Here is an 18,816-nt window from a genome sequence, read left to right as displayed (position 1 = left end):
GCGCAACGCTCACGCGCAACCAAAGACCAGCTTCGCCGCCAGCTCACCTATTCGAAGCTGGACCAGTTACCCGTCCAAGGTTGCGTGACAGGCCACTAGTCGACCAGTGCCTGGTACACGAGCTGCCGCAACTGGCCGAAGACGGGCTGGACGCTGGAGGGGATGCACTGCGACAGGAAGATCACCGTGAGCTCCTCCGCCGGATCCACCCAGAACGCCGTCCCCGCCGCGCCACCCCAGCCGTACTCGCCCTCCGAGCTCAGGTCCTTCTGCTTGGCGGCGTCCTGGACGACGGCGAAGCCGAGCCCGAAGCCCGACCCGCCGTTGGAGACCTCGGAGAACACCCGCCGGCCGAACTCCTCCAGGTCGGCGCCGCCAGGGAGGTGGTTGCGCGTCATGTAGGCGACCGTGCGCGACCCGAGGACACGAGCCCCCTCGAACTCCCCGCCGCGCAGCAGCATCTGGGTGAATCGGTGGTAGTCGCCCGCGGAGGAGATCAGGCCGTGGCCGCCCGACAGCAGCGCGGGCCGCGACGGCGGGGGCGGGATCGGCACCAGCCGCCCGTCCGGGCCCTGGCCGTACAGGGTGGCCAGGCGCGCGGGGTCGGCGGGCTCGAACCCGGTCTCGCGCATCCCGAGCGGCTCGAAGATCCGCTCGGCGAGGAACCGGTCGAGCGGCCGGCCGGAGACCACCTCGATGAGCCTGCCGAGCACGTCGGTGGCGACCGAGTAGTTCCACTGCGATCCCGGCTCGAACAGCAGCGGCAACGCGGCCCACCGCTCGACGCACGCCGCCAGGTCCAGCCCGGCCGGGTAGGGTCCGTCGAACCCCGCCGCGCGGTACATCTCGTCCACCACGCTCTGGCGGTAGAACTCGTACGTCAGGCCCGCCGTGTGGGTGAGCAGGTGCCACACGCGGATCGGCTCCGCCGCCGGCCGCGTGGCGGGCGCGGCCGCGGGCCCGCTCTCGTAGACGCGCATGTCCGCGAACTCCGGAAGGTACGTGGCCACCGGGTCGGTGAGCAGCAGCCGCCCCTCCTCGTACAACGTCATCACCGCCACCGACGTGACCGGCTTCGACATGGAGTAGATGCGGAACAGGGTGTCCTGCTCGACGGGGAGCCCGGCCGCGAGGTCGCGGCTGCCGTGGGCCGACAGGTGCGCGATCTCACCCCGCCGGCTGATCAGGAGCTGCCAGCCGGGCCACCGGCCGGCCTCCGTCCCGGCGGCGAAGAATCTGTCGATCCTGGCCAGCCGCCCGGAATCGAACCCGACCTTCTCGGGGGGACACGTCACGGACAATCCACTCACGGCAACCTCCGGTCGCTCGGGTCAAGAGGAGCCGCGACCCGGCGAGGGCCCGGATGCCGGCGCGGGCCAGCCGGCGGCATGCGCGTGCACCGATCGGGCGGCTCCCGGAACGTGATGATACGAACGTATCACATCGGGCGCGCGAGCAGCCCGGACCGGAATGTTCCGAAAGCCGCCGGTTCCAGCGGAGAGAGCCCATCACCTTGGCTCTTGCCCGCAGGGATGACCGGCTCGGCCGCGAACTCCGGCACCAGCACACCCTCTGCAGTTTCTCTCGCACGGTGCCGCACCGGGCGTGACCGAGGAGGTACTGGCCACCGCGGGCCGCCCGCCCGCTCACGTGTCCTCTCCGACGAGGTCATCCGGCGGCATGACCTTCAGCGGCTGTTGGCTGCCTGCGGTCGCGGTGCGGGGGCGCGATGATACGGCTGTATCGTGACGAGGTGCCGACGAAAGTGGACCACGAAGAACGCCGCCGCCAGATCGCCGAGGCCGTCATCCGCATCGCCGCCTCGCGCGGCCTGCACGCCGCCAGCATGCGTGAAGTCGCCGCCGAGGCGGGCGTCTCCCTGCGGCTGGTGCAGTACTACTTCCACACCAAGCAGGAGCTGCTCGCCTGGGTGCTCGCCCACCTGGGCGAGCAGCTCGGCCGCCGGATGACGCGCGCGGCGGCCGAGCGCGGCGCGCCCGCGTCCCCCCGGGCCTTCCTGTACGCGGCGCTGACCGCGCTCCTGCCCACCGACGAGGAGAGCCGCCGCATCGTCCTGGCCTACACCGCGCACTTCACGCTCACCCTCACCGACCCCGGCCAGGAGGCCGGCCTGTCCTACGCCAACGCCCTGCGCGACCTCCTGGCCGAGCGGTTCGCCCAGGCCGGGGCGAACGGCGACCCCGGCACCAGGGCCGCCACGGCACTCGCCCTGGTCTCCGGCCTGCAACTGGCCGTGCTCGCCGGCCAGTACACCGGCGAGGAGGCGGTGGCCCTGCTCACCCGCCACCTCGACGAGGCGTTCGCCGCTCCGGGCGCCGGCTGAGCCGGGCCGCCGGGACCCCCGGCGCCGGGTCCGCGCATCCCCCTGATCCACCTGCTGCCGGCGTGCCTCCTGTCCCCTGCTGGGCGATCATGGCCGCCGGCCGGGAGTCAGGAGGCGGCGGTCAGCGCGACATCGCCCAGTCCGGGGTCCAGGTGCCGGCGGCGCCGGGGGCGGGCGCCGCGGCGGTGAGGTGGTCGCGGAGGGTGGCCAGCGCGGGGTGGGGGTTGTCGCGGCGCCACAGGAGCGAGTGCGGGTAGACCGGCGTGGGGCCGATGACCGGGATGCGGCGCAGGCCGTGACCGGCGGGCCAGACGAGGCGGGTGTGCTCGCCCATGAACGTGGCCAGGGCCGGGGTGTCGGCGATGGTGTCGAGCAGCGCGTCGGAGCCGAAGTTGGGGCCGGTCGCCTCGATGGTGAGGCCGAACTCGGCGACGAGGGCGTCGTAGTAGACGGCCCACTCGGTGCCGGGGACGATGCCGGGCATCCAGATCCGGTGCCCGGCGAGCCGGCCGGCGTCACCGACCGGGCCCCGGCCAGCGCGTGGGCGGGGCCGGTGAGGAGCTGGAGCGCCTCGTCGAGCACCCGGACGGACGTGAGCTCCTCGGGGAGGGACCGGCCGGGCATGCCGACGGCGCGGAAGGACACGTCGATCGTGCCGGACCGGAGGGCGGCGACGGCCGTCTCGATGTCGAACAGCATCACCACATCGAGCTCGACCTCGGGGTGGGCCCGATGGAAGGCGCGCATCAGGGCCCGACTGCGCGCTGCGCGAGGCGATCACGTCGACGCGCAGCGGACGGCTGCCGGCGCGGACGGACGCGACCGCGCGCTCGGCGGCCCTGAGCAGGTCGCGGGCGTGGGGCAGGAACGCCTGCCCGTCGATGGTGAGCTCGGCGCCGCGCGGGGTGCGGGCGAACAGCCGCACCCCGAGGTCGCGCTCCAGCGTGGCGATGCGCTTGGAGACGGCCTGCTGGGTGAGCCCCAGCTCGGCGGCGGCCTCCTGGAACCGCCCCGCGCCGGCGGCGGCGACGAAGGTCCGGACGGTGTTGAGGTCCATGCCGACACACCCTAGAGGCACAACGGACGGTTGTGTCCAGAGGCTTCCTGGTTGTTTGATCTCCTGGTACGGCGCGCGCTTGGATGCTCTCGGTCGCGAATCGGTTGTGCGGGCGAGGGGCGGGAAGTGGTGGGCGTGCGGAGCGGGCCTCGGCTGGGGCGGCAGTTCGGGTGGCTCTGGGCGGCGTACGGCACCAGCGCGCTCGGCACGTGGCTCGCCTTCGGGGCGTTCCCGCTGATCGCGATCCAGGTGTTGCACGCCGGACCGGCCGAGGTCGCGGCGCTGTCCTCGGTGGGGGCTCTGGCGGGCGCGGCCGTGGCGGTGCCGCTGGGCCCGTGGGCGGAGTTCCGCCGCAAGCGGCCGGTGCTGATCGGCACGGACCTGGTGCGGTTCGCGGCGCTGCTGACGGTGCCCGCCGCGTTCGCGCTCGGTGTGCTCTCCTTCGTCCAGCTCCTGCTGGTCTCGGTCGTCGTCGCGGCGGCCGACATCACCTTCCGCGCCGCCTCCGGCGCGTACCTGAAGACGCTGCTGCCGGCCGAGCACCTGCTCGTCGCCAACGCCCGCTTCGAGTCGACGGCCTGGACGATGACCGTCATCGGGCCGCCGCTGGGCGGCGCCGCGATCGGGCTGCTCGGCCCGGTGGCGACGGTGGCGGCCGACGCGTTCAGCTATCTGCTCTCGGCCCTGGGCATCCGCGCGGCGGGCGGCCGGGAGCCGCGGCCCGAGCGCCGGCCGGCCGCCCGCCTGCGGGCCGGGGAGCTGCTCGACGGCTGGCGGTACATCCTCGCCGACGCGACGCTGCGCCCGCTGTTTCTCAACACCGTCGCCTTCAACGGCCTGCTGATGGCCACCGACGCGCTGCTGGCCGTGCTGATGCTCGGCCCGCTCGGGTTCGCGCCGTGGCAGTACGGCCTCGCCTTCGCCGCGCCGGCGATCGGCGGGCTGCTCGGCGCGCGGCTGGCCCGGCCGCTCGCCACCCGGTTCGGGCAGCGGCGGGTCCTGGTCGCGGCCGGGACATTGCGCGCGATCTGGCCCGCCGGGCTGGTCTTCGTGGGGCCGGGGACCGGCGGGCTGCTGCTGGTGATGGGCGTCGAGCTCGGGCTGATCTTCTGCTGCGGGGTCTTCAACCCCGTCTCGGCCACCTGCCGCCTCGATCGCACCGCGCCCGGCCGGGTCGCCCGTACGCTGACCGCCTGGACGGTGACGACCAGGGCCGCGACCGCGCTCCTGACGGCCGTCTGGGGCGTGCTGGGCGCCCTGCTCGGCCCGCGCATGGCCATCGGCCTGGCCGGCGCGCTCCTGCTGGCGACCCCGCTGCTGCTCCCCCGCCGCGCCGAGCCGGTCGCGGACCGAGCCCGCAGGTAGTCGGCCCGGCGCCCTGTCGCGGGCGGGACCCGCGTCATGAGCCCCGCACGGCGCTGAACTGTTCGCACCCCACTTCATCATTGCGTTCAGCACCACCCAATGCAACGCTTTCATTGCATTCACCTTCACCGTCAACGCATCGAAATAGTGGCATTGGCCTGGGATTTTATCTATCACCTGATTGACAGAATTTCTCAAAGCAACGTAGCTTTTCAGGCATGTCGAACACGTACTATCGCGACGAGCCGGTCAGCCCGTCCCTCGACCGCGCACCCACCCGCCCCTTCGATCCCGCCCCTTCGCTCACCGCCCTGCGCGCGGAGCAGCCGATCGCCCGCCTGGCCGTGCCCGAGGGGGCTCCGGGCGTCTGGATCGTCACCGGCTACGACCTGGTCCGGCAGATCCTCGCCGACCCGAGGTTCAGCTCCCGCTACGAGACCCACTACCACCCCCTGGCGGGCGGGCGCCTGCCGCCTGCCCCCGTCGGCGACCTGACCGGCATGGACGCGCCCGAGCACACCCGCTTCCGCAAGCTCCTGGCGGGCAAGTTCACCGTCCGCAGGATGAACCTGCTCACCGAGCGGGTCACCGAGATCACCCGCGAGCGGCTCGACGCGATGGAGCGGCAGGGGCCGCCCGCCGACCTCGTCGAGGTCTTCGCGCAGCCGGTGCCGGCGCTGATGATCTGCGAGCTGCTCGGCGTCCCGTACGAGGATCGCGCCCGGTTCCAGGACTCCGCCCGGGCCCTGTCGACCGGCACCGCCGAGGCGCAGTACGCCTCCTTCCTCGACCTCGGCTCCTACCTGCGGGAGCTCGCGCTCGCCAGGCGGGCCGCGCCGGCCGACGACCTGCTCAGCGACCTGGCCACCGGCGGCGAGCTGACCGACGAGGAGCTCGGCGGCGTGGCCGCGTTCCTGCTCGGCGCCGGGCTCGACACCACCGCCAACATGCTCGCGCTCGGCACCTTCGCCCTGCTGCGCGACCCGGCCCAGCTCGCCGCCCTGCGCGGCGACCCCGCACTGGCCGCCGGCGCCGTGGAGGAGCTGCTGCGTTACCTGTCCATCGCCGCCACCGGCATGCGCGGCGTGCTGGAGGACGTGGAGCTCGGCGGCAGGCGGCTCACGGCGGGCGACACGGTCATCATCGCGATCAACGCCGCCAACAGGGACCCGGCCAGGTTCCCCGACCCCGACGTGCTCGATCTGCGCCGCTCGGCCGCCGGGCATCTCGCCTTCGGCCACGGTGTCCACCAGTGCCTCGGTCAGCAGCTCGCCCGCGTCGAGCTGCGGGTCGCGCTTCCCGCGCTGCTCCACCGCTTCCCGACGCTGCGGCTGGCCGTACCGGCCGAGGAGCTGTCGCTGCGCACCGACCCCTCGCAGGTGTACGGCGTGCACAGCCTGCCGGTCACCTGGGAATGAAGTTTCAGGTTACATATCTTGAAATATGTAACCAACCCGTCGCCATCGGCCACGTCGCCGACCTCCTGGGCCAGCTGGCGGGCATCATCGCCGACGGCGCCGCCGACACACGGTACGGGTGCCGGGCATGGAGGTCGCCGGCGTGATCACCGAGATCGGCCCCGCCGTCGATCGCCCGTTCGCCGTCGGGGACGCCGACGGCGCCGCCGTCGTCACCGTACGCGGCTACCAGGGCGACGGGACCGACCGCGTCCGCGTCGCCCCGATCTTCGTCCGCGACTGCGCCGAGGCCGCGGACGCGCTCCACTCAAGCGGCCGGCCCGCTCCGAGCCGGTCACCGGTACCGGCCGGGGAGATCTCAGCCGAAAACCTTTACCCGGAGCGGGAGCCCCGGCCGGCACGGCCTTCCGTGCTCGCCCGGAGCCCTCACACACGACTGTCGACTTTGCCCCATTTGCACAGCTTTTGGGGAAAAGCGTACCTTTAACCAGCGGCGTTCCCATGGACGAGCCTTTCGTCGGTGCCGCCTTTCCTGACCGGACCGCGCGCCGTCTCCAGCACTGTCGTGCCACGGCGCCCGGCCGCCGAATCCGCAGACCCGCGGAGCCGGGGACCCATCGTTCCCGGGGTGAATCGGACGCCAGCCGGCCTGCGTCCGTAGGGCACTTCCAGTCCCGAACCCGTCAGCTGACCCGGTAGGCGGCATGGAAGCAAGGAGTCAACACCCATGCGCAACCACAAGCGCCTCAGCACGGCCGTAGCAGGAGCCCTCCTGGCCGGAACCGCCGCCATCACCGGCGTGGTGGGGACGGCGTGCGCCGACACCACCGGCCACGACGCGGCGCGCGGCACCCAGCACGAAGCCGCGGCCCGGCACGAGGCCGCGGCCTTCACCTACGGCGTGGACGTCTCCCGGTACGAGTCCGACTACGACTGGAACGCCAGCCCGGCCAGGTTCGGCATCATCAAGGCCACCGAGGGCACCAGCTTCCGCGACGCCTCGTTCGCCCGGCACTGGCACGAGCTGGACCGGAAGGGCATCGTGCGCGGGGCCTACCACTACGGCCACCCCGGCAACGATCCCATCGCCGAGGCCGAGTACTTCCTGTCCATGGTGAACTCCCAGCCCGCCAAGGCCGGCGACCTGCTGGTGCTGGATCTGGAGACGACCGACGGCAGGTCCGTCGCGGAGGTCAACGCCTGGGCCAAGACCTGGCTGTCCCACGTGAAGGCCAGGACCGGGGTCACCCCGATGCTGTACAGCGGCTGGAACTTCGCCGACACCTACGGCAAGGGCCTGGCGGACTACCCCCTCTGGGTGGCCCACTACAGCAAGCCCAAGGGCCGGCTCGCGCCGCCCGCCGACTGGAAGACCTGGACCATCCACCAGTACACCGACTCCCCCGTCGACCAGAACGTCTCCGCGCTCACCCCCGAGCAGCTGCGGAGCCTCGGCCGTCCCGCCGCGTAAGGACGCCTGGCACCTCCCCCTGCTGGAGATGCAAGCGGGCGTGACGATGCCGGTCGCGCCCCGGTGTCGGACGCTTCGGGGAGCGTGCGGTCACCGTGCGGTCACAGTGCGATCTCCGGCCGCCTCGATCGACCGGCGTGCCGGCCGCACCGCCTGCGGTCAGCAACCCACCCGGCGGCTGCTCAGCGCGATGTCGTCCATCCACACGTCGTAGCGGGCCGGGGTCGGGTCCGCCTGGTAGAGCTGCCAGCCCAGCTTGATCGTGTCGAACCGCGGGAAGACGAAGTCCACCGGGTTGCCGCCGTGTTCGCGGGTGGACACGGTGAGCTCAGGCTTGGCCACCCCGTCGAACCACAGCGAGACGCGGTTGTCGCCGGCGTCCAGGTGCCACTCCACGCAGGTCCACCTCCCGGCGACGGAGGGCGCGGTGGGCCGCCAGTTCGTCCAGTCCCCCGTGGGGCCGCCGTCCGCGCCGACTCCCCAGTACGCGGCTCCCCCGTGGGGCGGCGGGGCGTACTGGCCGCCGAGCGGGCGGACGATCTCGGGCCCGTCGCCGGTGGCCTCGACCAGCGTGTAGTGCGCCCAGGCAGGTGCGCTCGGGAACGCGCCGACCCGCACCCGTACGCGCCCGTAGAAGCTGTTGCCCGGCGCGGCGAAGTCGTCCACCTTCAGGAACGCGCGGCCGTTGCCTTCGGTGTGCACCCGCAGCACCTTCTGCCCCCGCCGCCCGCGCTCGACGGTGAGCGTGCCGTGCTTGGTGTCGACTCCCCAGCGGAGGCTGGCGGCGCCACCGACCGGCATGGCCTGGAAGTCCTCGCAGAACAGCAGGCCGGCCTGCGCGCACGTACGCGCGCCCGCCCCGGCCGAGGAGGAGGCGGCGGAGGAGGAGGCGGCGGAGGAGGCTGCGGCGGCGGAGGCCGCCGGAACGGCCGTCAGCGGCACCAGCAGGACGGACACAACGGCGCGGGCCGGCCAGGTACGCACGACGACTCCCTCTGACGCGGATGTGGGTGAGCGGGAGTAAGGTACGCCATCCTGCGCCCAGGGGGCGGCGCGTGGCCACAGCCGCCGGCAACGCTGCTGGTGGAGGGGCTGTGGCGGGGGAAACTTTCAGCCGAGGGTCGTCCTGGCGGCCGGGATGCCGGCCACGGGCCCGGGCCGCCGCTTGATGTCACCGAGCGCTCGCCGGATCGCGCCGCGCGGAGAACGTGAGGTTCGTGCAGGCGCGGCGGCCGGAGGTCCTCCCCGGCGACGCGGCGCCGGCGGTCGCGGAGCTGCTCCTCACCCTCGTGGACGCGCTGTGCGCCGAGTCGCCGATGATGACGCTGCCGTACAGCTCGTCCTTGAGGGCCTTGGGCCCTGGTGGCGTCGCCGTCCGCCCGCGGTTGTCCCTCCGAGGGCAGTTCCCCTGCGGCCGTCTCGCGCACAGCATCGGTTGAGCAGGTGCCGCGGCACGACGACGATCGCGAGGGAGTGCTCAATGATCACCACCGTAAGAAGATCAGCGCTGGCGGGCCTGGCAGCCGTGCTGCTCTGGGCGGGGCTCGCGCCCGGCGCGGGCGCGCAGAGCGGCGCGGCGTCCGGCTGGACGCCGGTCGGCGCCGTGGACCCCCAGCACGTCACCTCGGCCGACACCCAGCTCGTGCTCTACGGCGTGCACGCCTTCACCCCGAACAACGTCGCCTTCAACCCGGCCGTGATCCCGGCCTCGGTGGCCCAGGTCGTGGTGCCGTACGTGCGGGTGCCCGACGGTGATCAGCACACCTACCGGCTGCGCTTCCACCTCGACACCCCCAGCGCCACCAGTACGCAGTACCAGCTCATCACGCCGAACGGCGGCGGCACGCAGACCGCGAACGTCTCCGGCGGCGCCATCACCCTCGACTTCACCGTCAGCGTCGACCTGACCGGAACGGGGTGGATGTACTGGTCGCTGAAGAACAGCGGCGGCCACTCCTGGGTGTTCACCAAGTGCGAGATCGACGAGCAGACCCCGTGAGGCCGCCCCGGCCCGCGTCTCCGGCAATCGCGTCATGCGTCGGCCAAGCCGCCGCACGATCGTCAACAGCGTGATCAGGACGTCGCGTACTGGCCGGCGTGGCCGTCGCCGGCCAGGCAGGGCGAGGCGGCGTCCATGCGCGCCGGCCTCCCGTCCCTCCGCCGACGCGATGGTGCCGCTCGGCCTGCCGGTCACGATGCTGTCGAACGCGTTCGTCCCGACCGACGGCATGCCCGGCTGGCTGCGCCTCCTGGCCGACTGGAACCCCGTCAGCGCACTCACCGCCGCCTCCCGGGAGCTGCGGTACTGCGGGTGGCGCGCCGGAGAAGCACGGACCCTGTATGTAAATAAATTTTGACATGATGTCCGCGGCGCTTTACATTGGAGAATGTCAGCTTTGTTTTACATGAGGGGCGGACATGGCCTTCGAGGAAAAGCGCGCCTGGGTGATGATGGTGCTCTCCGTCTGCGCGTACGCGATCTACGTGGCGATCGTCGTAGGCCAGGCCGGCGACGGCCCGTTCGCCGACGTCGCCTATGGGGCAGCTCTGCTGTGGACCATCGGCGGCGCCATCTTCGCCGGGATCGTGGCCAACATCGCGATGGCTGTCGCGGGCGGCCGCGGCGCCGACCGCACCGACGAGCGCGACCGTGAGATCAGGCAGGTCAGCGAGCGCATCGGGCAGTCACTCGTCGTCGTCGGCGCGCTCGCCGCACTGGTCATGGCCATCGCCGAGCTACGCCACTTCTGGATCGCCAACGCCGTCTACCTGGCGTTCGTGCTGTCCTCGGTGCTCAGCTCGATCGCCAAGATCATGGCCTACCGCAAGGGCGGCTTCCAGACGTGGTGAAGCCGACGCGGGTCACCAACGTGATCCGGGCCCTGCGGTTCGCGCACGGCGAGATGACCCAGGCCGAGCTGGCCGACCGGATCGGCGTCACCCGCCAGACCATCATCGCGATCGAACAGGGCCGCTACTCCCCCTCCCTGGAAATGGCGTTCCGCATCGCCCGGGTGTTCCGGGTCGGGCTCGACGACGTCTTCCAGTACCCCGACACCGAAGGAGACCCCCCATGAAGGCGATCGTCCAGGACGAGTACGGCCCGCCGCGCACGCTGCGCCTCGGCGAGGTCCCGATGCCGGAGCCGGGCGCCCGCGAGGTGCTGATCCGGGTGCACGCGGCCGGCGTCGACTACGGCGTGTGGCATCTCATGACGGGGCTGCCGCTCATCGGCCGCCTCGCCTTCGGCCTGCGTCGGCCCCGCAACCGCGTGCCGGGCATGGACGTGGCCGGCGTCGTGGAGTCCGTCGGCGCCGGCGTGAGCGCCTTTCGCCCCGGCGACGAGGTGTACGGCGCGGCGACCGGCGCGTACGCGGAGTTCGCCGTCGCCCGCCCGGGCAAGCTCGCCCGCAAGCCCGCCAACCTGAGCTTCACCGAAGCGGCGGCCGTACCCGTGTCGGGGGTGACCGCGTTACGGGCCGTCGGCCGGGTCACCGTCGGCGAGAAGGTGCTGGTCATCGGCGCCGGCGGCGGAGTGGGCAGCTTCGCGACGCAACTGGCGGTCGCCGGCGGCGCCGACGTCACCGCCGTGTGCAGCACGGCCAAGGCCGACCTCGTCCGGTCGCTGGGCGCCAAGGCGGTCATCGACTACACACGCGAGCCGCTCACCGGGACGTACGACCTGATCATCGACATCGCGGGCATGCGGCCGCTGCGCCAGCTGCGCGGGCTGCTCGCCGAGCACGGCCGGCTCGCCCTCGTCGGCGGTGAGGGCGGCGGCCGGTGGTTCGGCGGACTCGGCCGGCTGCAGGCCGCCCGGCTGATCACTCCGTTCACGCGCCAGCGCCTGGACCCGCTGCTCGCGCTGACCCGCACCGCCGACCTGGACGTGCTGCGCGACCTCATCGAGGCCGGGGCCGTGCGACCGGCTGTCGGGCGCACGTACGCCCTGGCGGAGGCCGCCACCGCGGTGGGTGACCTGGCTGCGGGCAACGCGCCGGGAAAGCTCGTCATCACGATCGGTTGACCAGGGGCGCCGGGCCGATCGTGCTGCGGCATGACCTGGCCCGCGGCGCCATCCGGCGGGTGAGCCGGTGGGAGTACCTGACGGGGATCACCGACACCGAACGCAGTTGCGCGCCGAGCGGCCGGCGCGCGGCGAACCCCACGACGACCTCTGGGACGACGACGCCGGGCGGCGCCCCAGCAGGAAGATCACTGTTTCGCGGGCGGGCCCTCCGCCCGCGGCAACGCCCCTGACACCACCGCGGGCGGAGGGCGTACCGGGTCAGGTGTAGGCGATGAGTCGCCCGGCGGCGACCACTCCTGCCCAGGTGGTCATCGACACGGCGCCCGCCGCCCTGGCCGCCGCCGGCGTGCGGCGGTCGCCGTCCCACGTGGCGACCCGGCGGTAGACACCGAGATGGAACAGGGCCACGTTCATCCCGGCCACCCCCAGCAAGGCCAGCTTGACCGGCGCCGCGCCGGTGCCCGCGATCTCCCGGGCCCCGGCCACGAACATCGCCGCCCCCGACACCGCCGCGGCGGCGAAGCCCGCGCGGGCCACCGGCAACAGGCGCCGCGCCGCCGCCGACACGGAGATCGTCCCCCGGCCCGCGCCGAGCAGCCGCAGGTCGAACAGGACGGCCGGGCCGACCAGCAGCGCCAGCCCCAGCAGGTGAACGATCTCCAGCGAGGAGTACACCCACGGAGTCTCCCTCACGAACGCGGCCGGCCACGTGCCCTCAAGCCACGTGAGAGGTTCCACGCCGTCTCCTCCTCACCCATACCGCGGCGACCGCGCCGCCACCGGCCAGGAGGCCGGCCCCCACGAACCACGGCAGCGCCCGCGCGCCGCCGCTTCCTCCGGAGGCGGCGGGAGCGGCGGGGGCCGCTTCGGATCCGCTGCCGGAGGTCGTCCCCGGGTCCGCGGGGGCGGGCGGCGGGCTCTGCGGCAGGGGGACCGAGCGCTGCCGGATCGCCCGGCCGTCCTGCCTGATCAGCAGCTCCGGCCGGAACTCTTCCGCATGCTCGCGATGCACGTATCCCACGGCCTCCAGCCGCTCGCCCTGCCGCACGCGGTCCGGCATGCCCCACGCCGTCAGGCGCTCCACCGGCGCGAGGATCAGCACCACCTCGTCGTCCCGGCCGTCGAACGCCCGGGTGCGGCGCAGCACCTCCCGCCCGCCGAGCTCCTCCAGCTCCGCCGGAATGGACCGCGTCGCGAGCCCGGGCGGCATCCGTACGGGGCCGGCCACGCGCAGCCGTACCTGCGGGTGCGGGTTGCCCCACCTCACCTCGGTCACCGTCCCGGACACGTACAGCGGCCGCTCGGTCCTGAAGTCCTCCCAGCCGTGGTGCAGCGCGGCAAGGAGGGCAAGCCCTGCCATCATCAGCTTCATGACCGCAACCCTTGCGGCTGCCGGCCGTCCGTCCCGGATCCACAGGCGGAAACGGGCCGATTAATATCTGCCGCATATGAATCTTCATCAGCTGCGCTACGCGGTCGCTCTCGCCGAGGAGCTCAGCTTCAGCCGGGCCGCGCAGCGCGAGGGTGTGCGGCAGCCGCCGTTCAGCCAGCAGATCGGCAAGCTGGAGGAGGAGCTGGGCGTGCGGCTGTTCGAGCGCACGACCAGGCAGGTCCGGCTCACGCCGGCGGGCGAGGCGTTCGTCGCGGAGGCCCGTGCGAGCCTGGCCCACGCCGCCCGCGCCGCCGAATCCGCCAGGCGGGTGGGCAGAGGAGAGGCGGGGCGGCTGGTCGTCGGGTTCGTCGGGTCGGCGGCCAACCTCACGTTGCCGAAACTGCTGCGCCGTTTCCGGGCTCGCTACCCGGGCGTGCAGGTGGAGCTGCGCGAACTGCCCACCGCGCAGCAGGCCGAGGAACTGCGGCAAGGTCTGCTCGACGTCGGGCTCCTGCACGCGCCGGTCGCCGGGCTCGCCGCCGAGGTGCTGACCACCCGTACCGTGGCCCGCGAGTTGCTGCTCGCCGCCCTGCCCGCCGGCCACCGCCAGGCCGCGCGCACGTCACTGCCGCTGTCCGCCCTCGCCGACGAACCGTTCGTCCTGTTCCCCAGACGGTACGGCCCCGCGCTGCACGACCAGATCACCGCCCTGGCCAGAGCGGCCGGGTTCGAGCCCCGGGTCGTGCAGGAGGCCGTGCAGATGCACACCATCGTCGGCCTGGTGGCGGCGGGGATCGGCGTGTCCCTCGTGCCGGAGTCGCTGGCCCGGCAGCGGCGGGCCGACGTCGCTTTCCGCCCGCTGTCACCGGCCGCCCGGGTCGTCACCCTGGACGTGGCCTGGCGCACGGGTGACCCCAACCCGCTGATCCGCACCTTCCGCTCCTTGCTGCCCGCACCTCCCGCCCGCGCGTGAGCGTCTCCTCGCCGCCCGGCGAGCGTGCTCACCACCGTTCCCAGTGCAGGACCTCCTCGCGCGGGATGCGGGGGGCGGGCTTGAAGTCGGTGCCGAGGGTGAAGGCCAGCGGGATGAACGCCGCCAGCATGACCTCCTCGTACGGCACGCCCAGCACCCGGGCCAGCTCGCGTTCGAGCGGTCCCTGCGCGGTGGTCCACACCGTGCCCAGCCCGCGCGCCCTGGCGGCCAGCATGAAACTCCACACGGCCGGCAGGATCGATCCCCACGCCCCCGCCTGCACGGCCACCGGGGCGCGGTCGGTGCGTCCCTCCACGCCCGGGATGACGAACGCGGGCACCCGGTGGATGTTGTCGGCCAGGTGCCGCAGGCCGTCGAAGACCCGCTCGGTGGAGCCGCGATGGTAGTTCATCCGCCGCACGTCGCGCTCGGTCAGCGGCTGCCCGGCGGCCAGCGGCAGGGCGCGCAGAAAGATGTCGGCCACGGCCCGCCGCTGCTCGGGCTCGGTCACGACCATGAAGTGCCAGCGCTGCCGGTTGCGTCCGGTCGGCGCCTGCACGGCCAGGTCCACGCACTCCTCGATCAGCTCGCGCGGCACCGGGCGGGTGAGGTCCAGGCGCTTGCGCACGGCGCGGGTGGTGCTCAGCAGCTCGTCGGGGGTGAGGTTCAGCGTCATGACGGGTGTCTCCTTCAGGCGGTGGGAGCGGGTACGGGTGCGGGGCGGCGGGGGCGCAGGCCGATGGCGGCGACGAGCGCGCCGAGCAGGGAGAAGCCGCCCGCGATCAGGAAGGCGATCCGGTATCCGGCCGGCGCGGAGCCGCCGAGCGTCATCATCGCCGCCAGCACCGCCACGCCGATGCCGGCGCCGAGCTGGACGGCGGAGGTGACCAGTCCCGAGGCCAGCCCCTGCCGCTCGTCGGGCAGGCCGGCGACGGCGGCGATGTTGAGGCTGGGGAAGGACAGCCCGTTGCCGATGCCGTGCACGACCAGCGCGGGCAGCAGCACCGTGAGGTAGTCGCCGGTGGCCCCGGCCCGCAGGAACAGCAGGATGCCGGCGCCCTGGACCAGCATCCCGGCGGCGGCCACCCGCCTCAGGCCGTACCGGCTGATCAGCCGGCAGGCCAGGTTGGCGGCGATGACGATGGCCAGACCCATCGGGACGATCCCGAGCCCGGTGGTCAGCGGGGTGTAGCCGAGCACCTGCTGCAGGTACAGGATGGCGACGAACTGCCAGCCGATCGTCGCGCACGCCCAGGCCAGCGCCGCGAGATTGGCGGCGGCCACAGTGCCGGACCTGAACACCTCCAGCGGGACGAGCGGCGCGGACCGCCGGCGCTCGATGAGGACGAAGGCGCCCAGCAGCAGCACGGCCACGACACCGGCCGGCCAGTTCCGCTCGGTCAGCGCGAACACCGCCATCAGCACGCCGCCGGTGACCGCGGTCGCGCCGGCGGCGTCGAACCCCTCGCGCGCCCCGGGCGGCCGGCCCCCGCGGGGCAGCACCAGCGGCGCCGCGGCCAGCACGAGCAGGGCGACGGGGATCGGCAGGAAGAACACCAGCCGCCAGCTGATCTCGGTCAGCAGGCCGGAGGCGATCAGCCCGGCGGTGTAGCCGGTCGCCCCGGCCAGCGAGTAGATCCCCAGCGCGCGGTTGCGCTGCGGCCCCTCGGCGAAGGTGGTGGTGATGAGCGACAGCGCCGCCGGTGCGGTGAGCGCGGCCGCCACCCCCTTGATCACCCGGGTGGCCACCAGCGGCCATCCGGCCGACAGCAGCCCGCCGGCCAGGCTCGCCGCCGCGAACACCGCCAGCGAGAGCAGGAACACCCGGCGGCGGCCGAACAGGTCGGCGATGCGGCCGCCGAGCAGCAGGAAACCGCCGTAGGCGACCGCGTAGCCGGACATCAGCCACTGCAGGGTGCTGTCCGGCAGCGACAGATCACGCCCGATGGCGGGCAGGGCCACGCCCATCAACGACAGGTCCATCGAGTCCAGGAACACCGCGGCGCACAGCAACGCCAGGGCCACCTGTTGGCGGCCGTCGGGTCGGCTCACGATCACACTCCATCTGCATACAAACAATTGGCGGACAGACGACTTGGACCGTATGCCTGCAAATCATCTGCTGTCAAACAGTCGGCGTGGAGATGGAATTGCGGTAGACTGGCGGCCGAACGCACGAGGAGAGTGATGGCGACAACGACCAGGACGACCGACCGCGGGGCGGCGTACTTTCCGCGGCTCGCCGCCGAGCGGCTGGACATCGCGCTGTGCCGGGCCTCGGCCGCCGTGGCCCGCGCCGCCGACGCGCACGCCGCCCGGGAAGGGCTCGGAGTCGGGCAGCACCTCGTGCTCCAGATGCTCGACGCCGTCGGCCCCTGCTCCCAGCAGACGCTCAGCGAGGAGCTCCGGATCGACCGCAGCGTCATGGTCGGCATCTGCGACGACCTGGAGCGGGCGGGCCACGTCCGCAGGGAACGCAACGTCCGCGACCGGCGCTCCTACGCCGTCACCATCACCGACTCGGGCCGCCGGCGGCTCGCCGAGGCCCAAGCCTCGATCCCGGCCTTCCTTGAGGACACCTTCCACACCCTCACCCCCGACGAGCGCGGCCAGCTGAGCGCGATCCTCGGCAAGCTCCTGCGAACCGGCGCCGGCGGCTCCCCCTGACCCGGCGCCGGTGCCGCGCGGGCAGGACCCGTCACGGGCGCGCCTGTCAGGTGAAGTACCGCGCCTGCAAGCGGAACAGTTCGGCGTAAAGCCCGCCGGAGCGGCTCAGCGCGGCGTGGGTGCCGACCTCGGCGACCCTGCCGCGGTCCAGCACGACGATGAGGTCGGCCGCCTGAGCGGTCGTCAGGCGGTGCGTGACCAGGACGGTCACGCCTCCCCGCGAGCGGCCCAGACCGGCGTACTGCTCGAACAGCCACTCCTCGGCCCGCGCGTCCAGGCTGGCGGTCGGCTCGTCCAGGACCCGCAGCAACGGCTCTGGCCGCATCGCGGCGCGGGCGTTCGCGACCGTCTGCCACTGGCCACCGGACAATCCCTTCCCGTCCCACGACGCGCGGCCGAGCCGGGTCCGGAGCCCTTCCGGCAGCGAGTCCAGCAGCCGCGTCCCGCCGGCGGTCCGCAACGCCTCCAGGATCCGTTCCGCGTCGTCGCCGTGTTCGAGCGAGCCCAGCCCGACCGAGTCCCCCAGCGACATCTCCAGGTGGTACGGATCCTGGAAGGCCGCCGTGACCCGGGCACGCCACCGCTCCGGGGCGAACTCGGCGAGATCGGTCCCGTCCACCAGAACGCGGCCCGCCCCCGGCCGGTAGAGACCGCAGAGCAGCTTCACCAGGGTCGACTTCCCCGCGCCGTTCTCGCCGACCAGGGCCACCACGGCGCCGGCCGGCAGCTCAAGGTCGACCCCGTGCAGCGAAGGCCGATCCCGGTTCCAGTACCGGAAACCAAGCCCCTCCAGCGTGATGCCCCTCTCCAACCGGGACGGAACCGCCGCCGGCGAGACCGGCACGACGGCCGCCCGCTCCGCGGCGCCTTCCGCGACGACTTCCAGGAACACCCGCGCGGCCCGTACCGACTCGAACACCCAGAAGATCTGGCTCAGCAGGGCCTGCGCCTGCCCGACGACCTGGCTGCTGACCGCGATGGCCGCGATGATGAGGCCGAGCGAGGCGTCACCGGTCAAACCGGCCCGCACCATCAGGACGATCCCGGTCGCGTAGGCCAGCACGAACAACACCCAGGCCAGCGCGAGCGGTGTCCGGGACCGCAGCTCGGCCACGACGATGTCACGGCCGCTGCGGTCCCACTGCTCGCGGTGCCGCCGGCGCAGCTCGCCCGCCAAACCGAACAGCCGGGTCTCGCGGCCGGGCCCGGCCGTGGTGGCCAGCGTGAACAGGTGCTCGGCCAGCCTGGTACGCGACGCCGTCCGCTCGACGGCTGCAGCGCGTGCGCGGTCGGCCCTCCGGGTGGCCAGCAGGACCGGGACGGCGAAGAGCGGCAGGACCGCGAGGATCGGAACGACCGAGGCCATCAGCAGGGCTGACGACACCCAGACCAGCACGGCCCCGGTGAGCCACAGAACCCGGTCGAAGCCCTCCCGGAGGTCGGCCCGGCCAGCGCGAACCGCGGCCACCCTGCCGGCACGGCCCGGACTCTCGTGGATCTCCAGCGTCGGCGTCGTGCCGGCCACGTCGATGAACCGGCGCTCGACCTCGTTCTGGATCTCCTCCGACAGGCGGAGCCGGGTGAAATAGCCGGCGATGAACGTGCCCTGGGTGAGCATCACGAACACGGCCAGGCACAGCGACAGCACCAGCACCGTGCTCGTCGCGTGGCGGCTCGCCGCCTCGCTGAACAGCCCGAGCAGAATCGCGAGACCGACCCCGGTCGCCTGCTCGAGAATCGCCACCGCCACGACGATCGGAGTCCTGGCCAGATCGGTACGGGGCCCGAGCGTGAGGACGAAACGGAACGGGCCGATCACGGCGAGGCCTCCTGGAAACGCTTCGCCTGCAGCCGGAACAGCTCGGCGTACCGGCCGCCGGCCTCGATCAGGGCCTCGTGCGGGCCGTCCTCGATGATCCGGCCGTCCTCGATCACCACCACCCCGCGCGACACCATCCGCTACGGTGTCGGACGCGGCCTGCTCAGCATCCCCGAGAACGCCACCTTCACCGCCAGACCTCGCCCGCACTGAGCCCGCGCCGACGGCGCGGCGCGACGCGCAGAGGCAGCGCGTTCAAGACGGTGCCGTCCGCGCGGCGGCGTACGCTGTGGCCCGGCT

At 73.0% G+C, this 18,816-nt stretch carries 21 protein-coding genes, 2 pseudogenes and 1 riboswitch; of the genes and pseudogenes, 12 read left to right on the top strand and 11 right to left on the bottom strand.

Translation table 11 applies throughout. The annotated features are described in order from the left end of the window. Positions 1-95 precede the first annotated feature (95 nt). Positions 96-1,295 (bottom strand): serine hydrolase domain-containing protein, encoded by a 1,200-nt coding sequence (locus IO39_RS37185; RefSeq protein ID WP_245642506.1) that lies wholly within the window; start codon positions 1,293-1,295, stop codon positions 96-98. 458 nt (positions 1,296-1,753) lie between these two features. Between IO39_RS37185 and IO39_RS37180 the strand changes: the two genes are divergently transcribed. Next, the gene (locus IO39_RS37180; protein ID WP_043633870.1) at positions 1,754-2,344 is read left to right on the top strand and encodes a TetR/AcrR family transcriptional regulator; all 591 of its coding nucleotides are present in this window, start codon (positions 1,754-1,756) and stop codon (positions 2,342-2,344) included. Positions 2,345-2,465: 121 nt separating this feature from the next. On the opposite strand, the gene IO39_RS58245 is transcribed toward IO39_RS37180, so the two are convergent. From IO39_RS58245 to IO39_RS58235, 3 genes and pseudogenes are all read right to left on the bottom strand, one after another. Next, positions 2,466-2,828: a type 2 periplasmic-binding domain-containing protein gene (locus IO39_RS58245; RefSeq protein ID WP_245642509.1), complete on the bottom strand. Its 363-nt coding sequence runs from the start codon at positions 2,826-2,828 to the stop codon at positions 2,466-2,468. 83 nt (positions 2,829-2,911) lie between these two features. Further along, positions 2,912-3,043, bottom strand: a pseudogene (locus tag IO39_RS58240) (LysR family transcriptional regulator); the annotation flags it as partial. 232 nt (positions 3,044-3,275) lie between these two features. Continuing rightward, a pseudogene (locus IO39_RS58235) lies at positions 3,276-3,401 on the bottom strand (LysR family transcriptional regulator); the annotation flags it as partial. A gap of 135 nt (positions 3,402-3,536) precedes the next feature. Here IO39_RS58235 and IO39_RS37170 point away from each other — a divergent pair. The 3 genes from IO39_RS37170 (at position 3,537) to IO39_RS37150 (ending at position 7,655) form a co-directional block, all read left to right on the top strand. After that, positions 3,537-4,766, top strand: a complete 1,230-nt coding sequence (locus IO39_RS37170; protein WP_157549470.1) for an MFS transporter — start codon at positions 3,537-3,539, stop codon at positions 4,764-4,766. A gap of 218 nt (positions 4,767-4,984) precedes the next feature. Next, positions 4,985-6,184, top strand: coding sequence for a cytochrome P450 (locus IO39_RS37165; RefSeq protein WP_043633864.1), 1,200 nt, complete (start codon positions 4,985-4,987; stop codon positions 6,182-6,184). A 572-nt stretch (positions 6,185-6,756) separates the two neighbouring features. After that, a riboswitch (cyclic di-AMP (ydaO/yuaA leader) is annotated at positions 6,757-6,901 on the top strand. 10 nt (positions 6,902-6,911) lie between these two features. Then, positions 6,912-7,655 (top strand): glycoside hydrolase family 25 protein, encoded by a 744-nt coding sequence (locus IO39_RS37150; RefSeq protein WP_052423859.1) that lies wholly within the window; start codon positions 6,912-6,914, stop codon positions 7,653-7,655. Positions 7,656-7,814: 159 nt separating this feature from the next. On the opposite strand, the gene IO39_RS37145 is transcribed toward IO39_RS37150, so the two are convergent. Continuing rightward, complete coding sequence (locus IO39_RS37145) at positions 7,815-8,639, bottom strand: hypothetical protein (protein WP_211267300.1); 825 nt, start codon at positions 8,637-8,639, stop codon at positions 7,815-7,817. 224 nt (positions 8,640-8,863) lie between these two features. On the opposite strand from IO39_RS37145, the gene IO39_RS37140 reads away from it, so the two are divergent. The 6 genes from IO39_RS37140 (at position 8,864) to IO39_RS37120 (ending at position 11,682) form a co-directional block, all read left to right on the top strand. Then, a complete protein-coding gene (locus tag IO39_RS37140) occupies positions 8,864-9,094 on the top strand; it encodes a hypothetical protein (protein WP_043633857.1) in 231 nt (76 codons plus the stop codon). Between the two features lie 41 nt (positions 9,095-9,135). Further along, entirely contained in the window at positions 9,136-9,654 is a 519-nt protein-coding gene (locus IO39_RS37135; RefSeq protein WP_043633855.1) for a hypothetical protein, read from the top strand. A gap of 169 nt (positions 9,655-9,823) precedes the next feature. Beyond that, positions 9,824-10,012, top strand: a complete 189-nt coding sequence (locus IO39_RS55245; RefSeq protein ID WP_245642505.1) for an ABC transporter permease — start codon at positions 9,824-9,826, stop codon at positions 10,010-10,012. Between the two features lie 61 nt (positions 10,013-10,073). Next, positions 10,074-10,505 (top strand): hypothetical protein, encoded by a 432-nt coding sequence (locus IO39_RS37130; RefSeq protein ID WP_043633853.1) that lies wholly within the window; start codon positions 10,074-10,076, stop codon positions 10,503-10,505. Further along, positions 10,499-10,732, top strand: a complete 234-nt coding sequence (locus IO39_RS37125) for a helix-turn-helix transcriptional regulator (RefSeq protein ID WP_043633850.1) — start codon at positions 10,499-10,501, stop codon at positions 10,730-10,732. Before IO39_RS37130 ends, IO39_RS37125 begins: the two co-directional genes overlap by 7 nt. After that, complete coding sequence (locus IO39_RS37120; protein WP_043633847.1) at positions 10,729-11,682, top strand: NAD(P)-dependent alcohol dehydrogenase; 954 nt, start codon at positions 10,729-10,731, stop codon at positions 11,680-11,682. The genes IO39_RS37125 and IO39_RS37120 overlap by 4 nt, the downstream gene beginning before the upstream one ends. A gap of 261 nt (positions 11,683-11,943) precedes the next feature. Here the strand turns inward: IO39_RS37120 and IO39_RS55240 are convergent, their stop codons facing one another. Both IO39_RS55240 and IO39_RS51340 read right to left on the bottom strand, forming a co-directional pair. Beyond that, positions 11,944-12,423 carry a hypothetical protein gene (locus IO39_RS55240; RefSeq protein ID WP_052423858.1) on the bottom strand — a complete coding sequence of 160 codons (480 nt, stop codon included), beginning with the start codon at positions 12,421-12,423 and terminating at the stop codon, positions 11,944-11,946. Then, positions 12,401-13,057 (bottom strand): DUF6152 family protein, encoded by a 657-nt coding sequence (locus tag IO39_RS51340; RefSeq protein ID WP_052423857.1) that lies wholly within the window; start codon positions 13,055-13,057, stop codon positions 12,401-12,403. The genes IO39_RS55240 and IO39_RS51340 overlap by 23 nt, the downstream gene beginning before the upstream one ends. 76 nt (positions 13,058-13,133) lie before the next feature. Here IO39_RS51340 and IO39_RS37110 point away from each other — a divergent pair, with 76 nt between their 5' ends. Further along, on the top strand, positions 13,134-14,030 hold the full coding sequence (locus IO39_RS37110) for a LysR family transcriptional regulator (RefSeq protein ID WP_043633843.1): 897 nt from the start codon (positions 13,134-13,136) through the stop codon (positions 14,028-14,030). 28 nt (positions 14,031-14,058) lie between these two features. On the opposite strand, the gene IO39_RS37105 is transcribed toward IO39_RS37110, so the two are convergent. After that, the gene (locus tag IO39_RS37105) at positions 14,059-14,706 is read right to left on the bottom strand and encodes a nitroreductase family protein (RefSeq protein WP_043633840.1); all 648 of its coding nucleotides are present in this window, start codon (positions 14,704-14,706) and stop codon (positions 14,059-14,061) included. 14 nt (positions 14,707-14,720) lie between these two features. After that, complete coding sequence (locus IO39_RS37100; RefSeq protein WP_157549467.1) at positions 14,721-16,082, bottom strand: MFS transporter; 1,362 nt, start codon at positions 16,080-16,082, stop codon at positions 14,721-14,723. Positions 16,083-16,217: 135 nt separating this feature from the next. Here IO39_RS37100 and IO39_RS37095 point away from each other — a divergent pair, with 135 nt between their 5' ends. Further along, positions 16,218-16,697 (top strand): MarR family winged helix-turn-helix transcriptional regulator, encoded by a 480-nt coding sequence (locus IO39_RS37095; RefSeq protein ID WP_043633836.1) that lies wholly within the window; start codon positions 16,218-16,220, stop codon positions 16,695-16,697. Positions 16,698-16,743: 46 nt separating this feature from the next. Here IO39_RS37095 and IO39_RS37090 read toward each other — a convergent pair whose 3' ends face one another. After that, the gene (locus tag IO39_RS37090; RefSeq protein WP_043633833.1) at positions 16,744-18,516 is read right to left on the bottom strand and encodes an ABC transporter ATP-binding protein; all 1,773 of its coding nucleotides are present in this window, start codon (positions 18,514-18,516) and stop codon (positions 16,744-16,746) included. Then, positions 18,513-18,653: a hypothetical protein gene (locus IO39_RS55235; protein WP_157549464.1), complete on the bottom strand. Its 141-nt coding sequence runs from the start codon at positions 18,651-18,653 to the stop codon at positions 18,513-18,515. The genes IO39_RS37090 and IO39_RS55235 overlap by 4 nt, the downstream gene beginning before the upstream one ends. Positions 18,654-18,816 lie beyond the last annotated feature (163 nt).

It is taken from the genome of Nonomuraea candida (genome assembly GCF_000725485.1).
In the GTDB taxonomy this organism is placed as follows: domain Bacteria; phylum Actinomycetota; class Actinomycetes; order Streptosporangiales; family Streptosporangiaceae; genus Nonomuraea; species Nonomuraea candida.
The sequence above is the reverse complement of the archived record's forward strand: the minus strand, read 5'-3'. Positions and strand labels throughout refer to the sequence as shown.